General features: G+C 40.4%; 10 protein-coding genes. All 10 read right to left on the minus strand.

Going from position 1 to position 12,076, the window contains the following annotated elements:
- Positions 1-180: 180 nt before the first annotated feature.
- Entirely contained in the window at positions 181-738 is a 558-nt protein-coding gene (locus tag H70737_RS17900) for a hypothetical protein (protein WP_042189374.1), read from the minus strand.
- Positions 739-1,474: 736 nt separating this feature from the next.
- Complete coding sequence (locus H70737_RS17905; protein WP_042189376.1) at positions 1,475-2,803, minus strand: SMI1/KNR4 family protein; 1,329 nt, start codon at positions 2,801-2,803, stop codon at positions 1,475-1,477.
- Between the two features lie 19 nt (positions 2,804-2,822).
- Entirely contained in the window at positions 2,823-3,332 is a 510-nt protein-coding gene (locus tag H70737_RS17910) for an endonuclease V (RefSeq protein ID WP_042189378.1), read from the minus strand.
- Between the two features lie 928 nt (positions 3,333-4,260).
- The gene (locus H70737_RS17915; protein ID WP_042189381.1) at positions 4,261-4,536 is read right to left on the minus strand and encodes a hypothetical protein; all 276 of its coding nucleotides are present in this window, start codon (positions 4,534-4,536) and stop codon (positions 4,261-4,263) included.
- 1,109 nt (positions 4,537-5,645) lie between these two features.
- Positions 5,646-7,031: a DEAD/DEAH box helicase gene (locus H70737_RS17925; RefSeq protein WP_042189385.1), complete on the minus strand. Its 1,386-nt coding sequence runs from the start codon at positions 7,029-7,031 to the stop codon at positions 5,646-5,648.
- A 271-nt stretch (positions 7,032-7,302) separates the two neighbouring features.
- Complete coding sequence (gene pduL, locus H70737_RS17930; protein WP_042128797.1) at positions 7,303-7,875, minus strand: phosphate propanoyltransferase; 573 nt, start codon at positions 7,873-7,875, stop codon at positions 7,303-7,305.
- A 138-nt stretch (positions 7,876-8,013) separates the two neighbouring features.
- Positions 8,014-8,979, minus strand: coding sequence for a dipeptidase (locus tag H70737_RS17935; RefSeq protein WP_042189387.1), 966 nt, complete (start codon positions 8,977-8,979; stop codon positions 8,014-8,016).
- A 148-nt stretch (positions 8,980-9,127) separates the two neighbouring features.
- Positions 9,128-9,388 carry a stage V sporulation protein S gene (locus H70737_RS17940; protein WP_019910496.1) on the minus strand — a complete coding sequence of 87 codons (261 nt, stop codon included), beginning with the start codon at positions 9,386-9,388 and terminating at the stop codon, positions 9,128-9,130.
- Between the two features lie 200 nt (positions 9,389-9,588).
- Entirely contained in the window at positions 9,589-10,383 is a 795-nt protein-coding gene (locus tag H70737_RS17945) for a TIGR00282 family metallophosphoesterase (protein WP_042189389.1), read from the minus strand.
- 142 nt (positions 10,384-10,525) lie between these two features.
- On the minus strand, positions 10,526-12,067 hold the full coding sequence (gene rny, locus H70737_RS17950; RefSeq protein WP_042128807.1) for a ribonuclease Y: 1,542 nt from the start codon (positions 12,065-12,067) through the stop codon (positions 10,526-10,528).
- Positions 12,068-12,076 lie beyond the last annotated feature (9 nt).

Genomic DNA, 12,076 nt, shown 5'->3' on the forward strand with positions numbered 1-12,076 from the left:
GTTGGAAGTTTGAAAGTCATCAATCTAGCATTAAAAGGGGGCTGCTGAGAGTTGAGTAAAGAATTCAATTCCAAAACTCTCATAAATTTTACTTGCTACATTTACAGTAAGTAACAAGCCAATAGCCAAAAAAAACAATTGATTCAAGCAATATAACAACATCTTTTTTTAAGCCTTGAATTACGTCCAATATTGCTCTTCAATCTTCAGATCCTTATGTCTCTTATCTACGTACTCATTCTCACTAATTATTTCTATTTCATTAGAATCAAAAAAACTAAGCAATCTCAATCCTTCATTTAACAATTCATCTTTATATTGTCGGGAAAACTCTGACCTTTTAACTGGGTCTGCAAGTTGATCATCGTAATCAAATACAATATATTTAAGGGCTATCATCCTAAAAAAGGAATATCCATTACAATACCCCCTGTAAATGTGTGAACAAGAACTAATGAATTCCTCCTCAATATAAACAAATCGATTTAATAGATCTCTGATCTTAAACTCTTCAACTGACCTATAATTAAGAATTTTTGTAAGTTGCCCTTCTAATTCATCCATCACATATTTAGAATTATAATTTAGATTAATCAATCTAAAATAGACATCTTTACCTAATGATTCTTCAAGTATCTCTTCTTTGTCATAAAGCCACTGTTCAAATTCCTTTGTTGAAAGTTTATTCCTCAAGACTGAGTGAAACCATTCTATAATTTCTTCATTGATCGGATCCATGATTTCAATCCTTTCCTTGCACCGCGGTTTCATATAACGCCTTATTTACGAACTTCGTGAATTTTCTTATGTATGAAGTATTCTTCGAAATGCTTACGCTCTGCTGCCCGTTAGTTGAATAAATAAAAAACGGCTGCCGAAGCGACCGCTATTCCACTAACGTACCCGTTAGTGTACTTTCATTCTATCCTAAAACAGAAATACAAACTAGTGTTCTTGTTTCTGTGTTTATATAATCAGGGGTTTCAGACAACGTCTTATTCGCGAACTTCGTGAATAATTCCGTATGTTGAGTATTCGCGAAATTACTGAGCTATCCTGCCCGTTAGCGCAGCAAGGCTGCCAATCGTGCTGGCAGCCTTGTCATGGTTGAACTATCGTTTCCCGTTAGCATTCCTGTAGAGCGTTATCTATCGTCACTTATCAAGCTGACAAATTTCACGAATAAATGAGCCTTCGTGAGAAAACTTAATAGCTCTTTGGCAATCGTACACATTCTTGACATTGTACATTGACAAGAATATTTACCGATAAAACAATAAAACCACGATTTACGCGGTAATTAATCGGCTTATATTCTTGTCATTCGACAGAAAAATAAGGCCACGGTGTAAACCGTGACCTGCCTAAAACTAATTGGTTGTTGGTCTTGTAGATATTAGACCCACTAACATTTATAGGATAAAGTTTGATTTATGGTCATGCATCCGCATTGTATGAATAATGAGTAATTAAATTATTCTTTGTCAAAATAATCATCTGGCAAATTTAATTTTTTCAAACAATCTGTAAATTTTTCTTTGAAATTAATATTGCTTTTATATTCCGGCCATGCAACCTTATAATGACGCAATAACTTCTCATGAGGGATAACGCCCCAAAATAAAATAGTGTTTTTCACAACCTCCTTATCGCCACCCACTAACATCTGTTCAATGATTTCCCAACTTTCCGATTTGTCATTGCAATTGCGTGTGGCATAGATTGCGGCAGATTGAATATTCGAGTCGGTGTGGCACAAAAAGGACGCAAAGTTCTGAAGTGTAATCGCGCCGGAAGATTCCAAAACATACCCCACATGACGTAACGTTTCCGAATCGTGAACCCTGTCAAGACTTTGCAATATCACTTTTATAAATTCCGCTAAATCAAAAGATTTACCGTACCAATTCAGAATCATTAAAGCTTGTAAAAAATCTTCATTTCTTTCAGAATACAACAGCTCCAGAAGATAGACTCTTCCCGCATCAAAAGAGGTTTTGCAGATTAGCTGAATGGATGTGGTGCGATCATTTTGTCTTTGCTCAGCAACGCTCCTTAAAAAATCAATGGTTGGCTGCGAGATTTTCTTAAACTTGAACATTCCATCAAGCGCTTTTGATTTGATTTCTTCGTTTGGGGCGTTTTGATAAACCTGTATCAACGCATTTTCATCGCCCGGCATTCTACTGCCAAACCACGCGATATCATAATCCAGAATAATTTCGTCCAGCCAGCGCTCATACCAGTCCAGAAAGTTGTCTTCATAGACAAAGAAAAAGGGATGATCAGGATAAAAAACTGCAGTGTAAATGATTTTCCCCCTGTGTTTCCCTTCAAGTACGAGATACATATCGTATTCACAGCCTTGTGTACCAATGCACAACATGCCGCCCATCACCCTATCACGGGCGGCGTCGTATTCCGGGTCGGAGATGTCTTCATCACTGATCAGTGGCTCGATCAGATGGTTCCATTTTTCTTTTGTCATTCTCGGGTGTATAACGCATTTTGTAGTGAATGCATTTCTTTCGGTATAGGAAGTTGCTTTTTCAATCGAATAAATCCCGTAATAAGGCCCGGCACCTCCATTTCCGACTTTCGTTAAAAACTGGGCATAAGGCTCCGGAAGTGTGACTTGATTCTTTGCTTGCCAGTCCGCAAGCTCTTTTGCTGTAAGCACTTCATAAACCTTGTATTTATGTGAAGATGCTCCAAACACCAAAAAAGCCGTATCTTTGCGCATGGCCTTTTCGAGTTTGTTTTTTATTCGATCAATTTGTGTTTCTTTCTTCCAAAACAACATATTGAATCCCCCCTGTTGATTATAGCCGGGCTTCCTTCGTTTGCTTATCCAGCAATTTCAGCAGATGCGGAAATCGGTATTCTCCGTACATACTCTGTATGTGCTCGGCAGCGACTGCTAGCTCCATGCCGACAGAGGTTATATACAAAGGCTTGGAGCTGTTGCCTCGGTAAAGCTTTTTGACAAAGGCTTCGTTGTCGTGAAAGGCATTTTTTGCAACACCGATCACTGGAATTTCCCCTGAAAAATTTGTGTAAACATAATGTCCGAGCCCGGGCTTTTTCTCATTGTTTAAGTACACATAGCCATCCACAACAATGGTATGTATTTGATTTATGTCAGTAAGTTTCAACAGTTCCTGTATGCAAGGGAGCTCTCGTTTATAGAAAAAACCCGTTTCGTATTTGTGAGGGTTTTCCGTATAAGACATGATGACTTCGAGTGGTTTAGAATCTTCCCAACATTGAAAAATAACCCCCACTGATTTCGCTTTATTTTCCTCATAATACACATCGACAGCGATGATCATTGATAGCGATTCCTTCCTTTAAGCTCATTTTAAGCTATAGATTATAGCCAATATATCACATTTTGCCGTGCAGGATGATCTATAGATTATCCCAATACCACCACTCCACCAATCTAACCTATCAAGGGGCGGGTAGTATTTATTCTGCCGCAGGCGCAGCACAGAAAAAATCTCCACCCTATAACCCTTGACAGGCTGGATTTTTGACGTGCCATTTCGCCGCCGACAACGGGGAACAGGATTTTATCCTGCCCCCGGCCTCCTCCAAAGAATAGGATAGGGTGTAAATGATTGAATCTAAATGTACAGTTTCGCTTGGATAAGATTGTACAAAACGCTTGAATAATAACAGAGAATTAAGAATCTTTGGCTCTAACTAACGCCTTCCGCTCTCGCTTCAGTTGTTAGCATATATAGAGTTGGAATGGTTTTGTTTCACAAACCATTCACTTCTATACATGTAATATTCACAGAAAACTATGTACAAGAAGCTCACTTGTACGCATATAATCCTAGAAAAGCGCTTAGCAGCTGTTTTTAAGGATTATACCAATCATTTTAGAACATTCTTACACAAGCAAATATGTACATCCTTATATCAGCATTTACAAACTATCCTCCGTTAACTTAACGAAGAAAGGAGCAGCTGCCGCGGTGGCAAACTGCTCCCAGGATCTCTGGACTAACGTGTCCCGTTAGTTCAAGAAGAATCGTAAACATTTCACTATTCCTTTACTTCGGTTAATTTCAATAAAACACCCTTTTAACTAACCTGCCCATTAGCTTAAAGCCATTACCGCAAAGGTACCATCGACAGCAATATTACTACTCCTGTTTAATTTTTGATAATATATCATAAAAAAGACTATCGAATGGACTTGTCGATAGTCTTTTTTGGGCTATTAATTGAATGGATGCATTGTTGCAGCTATTCCTTTAGGGCATCCACATATTGCTTCGCTTCTAATAGTGACAAACCAAGCACTTCTCTCGCTTTTTTAACAGCTGCTACTTCCTTGCCGTTACGTACGAGCTGGAGAACCTCATTTTGAACAAGATGTGGGGGCAGACCTTCAGACTTGGCAATTTGGTCAACGTTTACCTGCATTGTTTTGATACGAGCTTCCATGGCACTTACTTTGTTATACACAGTTAAACATACAACTAAGGACACAAGTGATATCGTAATTGATAGGTATTCCATTTGCGACACTCCCTTCTATCTCTTCTTTTATTCTAAATGAAGATGTCTGGTTCAACAAATTTATGTCGTGTCCTATTGAACTAACCTGTCCGTTAGCTTAATAACGCAGTGTCAGTCTAATACTTTATTTGCCGAGTCTAACACTTTATTTTTCAGTCTAGAACTCTATTTTCATTTGACACTTCTCTCTCACATTTAATTTTCTCGCAGTCTTCAATAATGAACTGAATCTCTTCCGCTGTAAGCTTAGCTTTTTTCGAAGAAAAATCCTTTTTTAAATTGTTGTAGACTTTCTTATTATTTTTGAGCAATTTGAACTCATATCCCATACTACTAACATAAAAATGTTTTGGCTCATGACTATCAATTCCATAACCCGAAACTTTAAGTATAGTTAGATATTCTAAAGTTTTTTTTCTATGTATGCAGCAGTGGACCTATGATGTCCGTCAATTAATGTACTCATAAAACCTTCATAATAATATGCGAGCCAAGTCATGATCTCCCCATTTTTAATTTGCTCCCTATATCCATAACTCTTTCAATGTTTAAACAATCGATTCGTTGAGAAGGTAAAAGGAATTTGGGAACCCCCTTGCTTGAATGGTACTTGTAAAAAACATCAGCTGACGCATTATACGTTCTCCTCTTAGTAAATAAGTTCCAAAAAAACTCTCCTTCTCCGTTAGTTGGTATCATTTCTATATAAGACATCAGGTAATAACCATTTTCTCGAATACTCAGTAGAGGTTTAACCTTTTCAAATGCAGTACTAAGGTCATTCCCTACCTCTTGTGAATCTTTAACTCTATCAATCGCTCACCAGAGTTATCCACCCCAAATTTAGTTATTAACTTTCCACTCCCATTATTTACTCGAAGTAACAAAGCATCCTTGTCCCATGAGTTAAAAATACTCGGAATGATTTCTTCGCATACGATCGAATTAGGTGCCTTAAATATCTTCCTCATAACTTCCACCCCACCCTAATATTACAAAAACCATACCATATCTTGAATTCACCTTATCATCAACTAACAAAAAAACCATCAGATTTCTCTGATGGTTTTGAGGTCTTACTATAAAAAACGTCCAGCGTTCATAATAACTTATCTGCTGCTCGTTTGTCTTCCTTTAGTGAACCACTCGGACTTTGGCTTTAATGGAGGGTTAGACTTAGGTTTTGCTTTGGCAGGTTTAGATGCCGCAGGTTTAGATGCCGCAGGTTTAGATGCCGCTGGTTTTGCCCCCGCTGGTTTAGCTGTTGATGGTCTGGAAGTCGATGGTTTAGAAGATGCAGATCTCGAACCTGACGGTTTCGAAGATCTTTCTGTCTTCATTTGCGTTTTACGAGACATCGGATACGGATGATCCTTCACTTCTGGAATCGATTTTCCGATCAATTTCTCGATATCTTTAAGGAACGGAAGCTCTTCAGATTCGCAAAAAGATATTGCCGTTCCGCTTAACCCAGCTCTACCCGTACGACCGATCCGGTGCACATAGGTTTCTGGAATATTCGGCAAGTTGAAGTTGATTACATGAGATAACTCATCAATATCAATTCCTCGCGCGGCGATATCTGTAGCTACAAGAACGCGGGTTGCACCACTTTTAAAATTCCGCAATGCATTCTGACGATCATTCTGCGATTTATTGCCATGAATGGCCTGTGCAGAAATGTTCACTTTCGCTAGATCGCGTGTAACACGGTCCGCACCACGTTTTGTACGAGTAAACACCAGCGCAGAAATGATTGATTTATCCTGTAACAAAAGATTCAATTGATTCTGCTTATTTCCATTCTCTAATAAATAGATCGATTGATCGATTCTATCCGCAGTAGATGACACGGGTGTGATTTCTACTTTTACTGGATTCACAAGCAAGGTTTTGATCAATTTGGAGATCTCAGTAGGCATCGTTGCCGAGAAGAACAGTGTTTGTTTCTTCGTTGGCATTTTGGCGATAATTCGCTTCACATCATGGATGAAGCCCATATCTAGCATGCGGTCAGCCTCATCCAAGACAAGAATTTGGACATACTGTAAGTCTACACGTTTTTGATTGATCAGGTCGATAAGTCTACCTGGAGTAGCAATTAGAATATCAGCACCTTGATTCAAGGCACGCTCTTGCACTTTCTGTGATACACCGCCAACGATGGCAGCAGAGCGGATATCTGTGAATTGGCTATACGCTTTTATGTTATCAGCAATTTGAATCGCTAGTTCTCTTGTCGGTGTTAAGATCAGCGAGCGAATGCGTCGCACATTGCTTGATTTATTGGGACTTGATTGTTCGCTTAATAATTGAATGATAGGTACAGAAAAAGCAGCTGTCTTTCCTGTTCCCGTTTGAGCACATCCAAGTAAATCTCTACCTGCTAATACAGCTGGGATCGATTGCTCCTGTATAGGTGTAGGTGATGTATAGTTTTCTTTGGTTAAAGCCTTTAAAATCGCAGGCATAATATTCAGTTCGTTAAATGTCATTGGGTCTCCTTAATTTCTAATACATATATTCTTAACATTAAATCCAATTATCACGTCATAAACAATAATCATAACACAATTAGTCACATAATAATAGATATTCTTTATCATCACACCAATTTTCATTAAAAATCCATTTCAGGATACCAGTACAATTAATAGCTAATAAGAGCTATGCAGCCAAGTATGCGTATCAGCCAAATAACGTTTCCCAACACACAACAAAAAAAGCGAAGGATTTCTCCCCCGCTTCTTATCATTCGTATGAAGACTAGTCTACGATTTCAGCAGTGTCGCCATTGTTGGCACCAGCAGCATTAGCTTCGTCAGTATCAATATGCATATCAAGTTTGAAGCTGTCGGATACACGAGCAATTACGTTCTCCAATACGAGACCGCGGTCGCCACCGAGACGAACTTTAAGCAATTGCTTATCCGCAATGCCCCAAGCTTCAGCTTCAGAAGTGTGGAAGTGAATGTGACGAGCTGCGATGATAACGCCTTGTTCTAATTCAACTTCACCAGCAGGTCCTTTAAGCGTAATGCCAGGTGTTCCTTCAATATTTCCAGATTCGCGAACTGGAGCTTTCACGCCAAGTGCGAAGGAGTCAGTACGGGAAATTTCTAATTGGGAAGCCGGACGAGCAGGTCCCAAAATTCTTACCTTGTCAAATTTACCTTTGCTACCGATAACTGCTACTTGTTCATTTGCTGCAAATTGTCCTGGTTGGGAAAGTGGTTTGAACTCAGTTAATTGATATCCTGGGCCAAACAGAGCCTCCACGTGCTCTTGCGTAAGGTGAATATGTCTAGCCGACACACCTACGGGTACAGTCTTACTCATTGTAAAGTCACTCCTTGTATTTTCTCTAGTATCTGTACAAGCCATTAACCATTATACATCTTCTTACCCAAAAATAAAAAGGGCTGCATCATAACGAAGCCCCTTTTTTCGACAATTTATGTTTTTTGCACAAGATTGTCATGGTTTAGACACCTGAGAGGGCAAATTTACGCTTAAAAAAGAGGTCGCATTCTCATACATCCAGCCTTTCACAGTATCCTCTGGATAATAACGGAGCAGCTGCTCTATAAGATCAGGGTATTTTCCCGGATGCTCCAACTTCTCTACCCAAGTATCGATGCCGTCAAAATCCGAGCCAAACATCATATGCTTCTCACCGCCGAGACTACATACATGTTCAATGTGCTTTAACAAATCATCCATACGAGCCTTCCCATCATCACTTACAAACCAAGGATAAAAGGTCAGACCCATTCTTCCATCCATTGCAATCAAAGCTTTAATCTGTTCATCATTTAAATTTCTAACATGCCCACATATAGCCGCAGCATTCGAATGGGAAGCAATAAACGGACGATTGCTTAAATCAGCCAACTCCCAGAACCCCGCTTGTGACAAATGCGACACATCAAGCAGCATTCCACTTTCGTTGCACCATTCTATCAGCTTTCTCCCTTTTTCCGTAAATCCACCATTACGCTTCTCTAGCACACCATCTGCTGCCCAGTTCGCATAATTCCAAGTCACACCAAGAAACCGTACTCCAAGTTCGAAGCAGAGCTGAGCATAAAACAAGTTCCCTTCTAAGCCGTCTACGCCCTCCAGAGAGAGCATTGCTTGTGGAGGTGCGCCTACTAATCGATTCCCTACTTGCTCCTTCCACTGTAACCACTGAAGCCCATCTGTGTTCACTATCTTTTGCCTAAAGAGATCAATTTGCCCTAGAACATGTTCAAAGCTTGGTTTTCCTCTGTTAGTTGAAAGATATATTGCAAAACATTGCAACGCCACTCCGCCAGAAGCCAGCCGCTCTGCAGTAACATCTAATCGAGGATCATTGTCAAAATTTATATCCGGGGAGGCTTGCATTTTGCTTAGCACATCACAATGGAAATCCGCTACTTTAAACTTATCAGCCCTCATTTTACAACCCCACTTTCTCACTGTCCCAGCCGTTCATTTCATTTCCAAATGCCTATTTCAGATACTATGCAAAAAAACGCCAGACTATAAATCAAAAGCAAAAAACCTGTTTACAAAAGTAAACAGGTTCAATCATTCTATAGGTCTATTATCTGGGTTCAACAATCAGTTTAATCGCGGTTCGATCTTCCCCATCAATCACTATATCAGTGAACGCAGGAATGCAGATCAAATCTACTCCGCTTGGTGCAACAAATCCCCGGGCAATGGCAACTGCTTTGACTGCTTGATTCAGTGCTCCAGCTCCAATAGCTTGTAATTCGGCCGATCCACGTTCACGAAGAACACCCGCTAATGCGCCGGCGACGGAATTTGGATTGGATTTAGCTGATACTTTTAATACATCCATAGTAAGTACCTCCCCTGGGAAAATAATGGTGTTCTTCCACTACTTTAGATGTTATTCGCGAGAGAAGAAATAATTCCTTCTTTTTACGGACCACGTCTTCCAAAAACGGTATTAAAGATACTCTTTTATGATATAAAAAATATCACACTTTACCCTAACTCAGCGAAATTACCCGGATTAAACCATACTCTGTTCTACGTTTAGCTCATAACCCATTCATCTTCACGTAACCGTATCTTCTCCAGACGAGTCGCCGCACCAGTATTTTCATCTAATTCTGCAAATAAACCGTGAAGCTGCCACTTGCCTTCATCGACAACAAATCGTGCTGGAAGCTGAGTTGTGAACTTATAAAGTACTGCATCTCTTTCCATACCCAGAATTCCTTCGCTTGAACCAACCATTCCCGCATCGGTCAAATAAGCAGTTCCTCCTGGTAAAATCACATCATCATTTGTCTGAACATGAGTATGTGTCCCAACAACAATCGATGCGCGACCATCCATAAAATATCCCATGGCGATTTTCTCAGAGGTTACCTCTGCATGGAAATCGACTAAAATACATTTGTGATCTCTGCGAAGCTCTTCCACAATTTCTTCCCCGACACGGAAAGGACAATCGATAGCAGGTAAGAATGTCCGGCCTTGCAAATTTACTATGGCCAGTTCTTTACCGTTCCCTTTAACGACTGTATAACCTCTTCCCGGTGTTCCTGGCGGAAAATTAGCGGGACGAATAATCCGAGCCTCATCATCGATGAACTCAAAAATATCTTTGTTGTCCCATGTGTGGTTTCCCATAGTTATACCGTGAACGCCCCAGTTAAAAAACTCATTAGCGATCGCCTTGGTGATCCCTCTACCGGCAGCAGAATTTTCACCATTAACAATAATGATATGTGGCTGATATTTACTTTTTAGTGAGGGCAACATCTCACGAAGAGCCTTTCTGCCAACATTTCCAACGATATCTCCAATAAATAGTACTTTAATGATTCTCTCCTCCTAATCGTAACCGCTATATCTAATAGATAAAACCTCATATTCAAAAGAAAAAAGGCCCCGCTTAGGGGCCAATTCTCAACAAATATAAGAAAGTATAAGTTACATCTTATCCCTTAACCTTATATTCCACCTATTTAGCGTATTCAACAGCCCGTGTCTCACGAATAACGGTAACTTTGATATGTCCTGGATAATCCAGTTCACTTTCAATCATTTTCGTAATATCGCGAGCAAGACGGAATGCCTCTGCATCGTCAATCTTCTCTGGCTGTACCATCACGCGTACCTCACGGCCCGCCTGAATAGCAAATGATTTCTCAACGCCTTCGAATGACTCTGAGATTTCTTCCAGTTTTTCTAGACGTTTAATATACGTTTCCAGTGTTTCACGGCGAGCGCCAGGTCTTGCTGCTGACAATGCATCAGCTGCACCAACCAACATAGCAATAACCGAGGTAGCTTCGCAATCTCCATGATGAGACGCGATACTGTTGATAACAACCGGATGTTCCTTATATTTCTTCGCTAGTTCAACGCCGATCTCAACATGCGATCCTTCTACTTCATGATCCAGCGCTTTGCCGATATCATGGAGCAATCCTGCACGTTTTGCAAGCACGATGTCTTCCCCAAGCTCACCGGCCATCAGTCCAGTTAAATAAGCAACCTCCATGGAGTGCTTCAATACATTTTGACCATAGCTTGTACGGAATTTCAGACGACCCAGAATCTTGATCAAATCTGGATGCAATCCGTGAACACCCACTTCGAAAGTAGCTTGTTCACCATATTCGCGAATTCGTTCGTCCACTTCTTTGCGGGATTTCTCCACCATCTCTTCAATTCGAGCGGGATGGATACGTCCATCTGCCACAAGCTTCTCAAGTGCCGTACGGGCCACTTCACGGCGGATTGGATCAAATCCCGACAAAATAACTGCTTCCGGCGTATCATCAATAATGAGGTCGATACCTGTAAGAGTTTCGAGTGCACGAATATTACGGCCTTCACGACCGATAATCCGCCCTTTCATCTCTTCGTTCGGCAGGGTAACAACTGAAACTGTTGTCTCCGCTACGTGATCAGCTGCACAGCGTTGGATAGCGAGTGTGATGATTTCACGGGATTTCTTATCCGCTTCCTCTTTCGCCTGCTGTTCAATCTCTTTGATCATTTGAGCCGTTTCATGGCGAACTTCTTGCTCAACATTGCTAAGAATAATACTTCTTGCATCTTCGATGCTTAAATTGGAAATTCTCTCCAATTCAGTGACTTGGTTTTTGTAAATAACATCAATTTGCTGTTGGGTTTCATCAATTCGTTTCTCTTTGTTAGCTACTTGTTCTTCTTTTCTTTCAAGCGATTCCATTTTTTTATCCAGAGATTCTTCCTTTTGCAGCAAACGTCTCTCTTGCCGTTGGATTTCATTCCGACGTTCACGAGTTTCTTTCTCAGCTTCAGTACGGATTCTATGGACTTCGTCCTTAGCTTCCAATACTGTTTCTTTCTTCAGCGCCTCTGCGTCTTTCTTCGCGTTCTCCACGATGACTACGGCTTCTCTTTCTGCGCTTTGAATTTTAGCTTCTGCAAGGGATTTACGAATAAAATAACCGAACCCAAAGAATAATGCAGCTACAACGAGAACGATAATGACCCAGATCCATGCTTGCATCTGTTCACC

Source organism: Paenibacillus sp. FSL H7-0737 (assembly GCF_000758545.1).
In the GTDB taxonomy this organism is placed as follows: Bacteria; Bacillota; Bacilli; order Paenibacillales; family Paenibacillaceae; genus Paenibacillus_AQ.

Excerpts from the sequence above, each read along its gene's own strand:
- rny (WP_042128807.1), bottom strand. The coding sequence starts at position 12,067 with ATGCAAGCATGGATCTGGGTCATTATCGTTCTCGTTGTAGCTGCATTA.
- H70737_RS17925 (WP_042189385.1), bottom strand. The coding sequence starts at position 7,031 with ATGACATTTAACGAACTGAATATTATGCCTGCGATTTTAAAGGCTTTA.
- H70737_RS17900 (WP_042189374.1), bottom strand. The coding sequence starts at position 738 with ATGGATCCGATCAATGAAGAAATTATAGAATGGTTTCACTCAGTCTTG.
- H70737_RS17905 (WP_042189376.1), bottom strand. The coding sequence starts at position 2,803 with ATGTTGTTTTGGAAGAAAGAAACACAAATTGATCGAATAAAAAACAAA.
- H70737_RS17935 (WP_042189387.1), bottom strand. The coding sequence starts at position 8,979 with ATGAGGGCTGATAAGTTTAAAGTAGCGGATTTCCATTGTGATGTGCTA.
- H70737_RS17940 (WP_019910496.1), bottom strand. The coding sequence starts at position 9,388 with ATGGATGTATTAAAAGTATCAGCTAAATCCAATCCAAATTCCGTCGCC.
- pduL (WP_042128797.1), bottom strand. The coding sequence starts at position 7,875 with ATGAGTAAGACTGTACCCGTAGGTGTGTCGGCTAGACATATTCACCTT.
- H70737_RS17910 (WP_042189378.1), bottom strand. The coding sequence starts at position 3,332 with ATGATCATCGCTGTCGATGTGTATTATGAGGAAAATAAAGCGAAATCA.
- H70737_RS17915 (WP_042189381.1), bottom strand. The coding sequence starts at position 4,536 with ATGGAATACCTATCAATTACGATATCACTTGTGTCCTTAGTTGTATGT.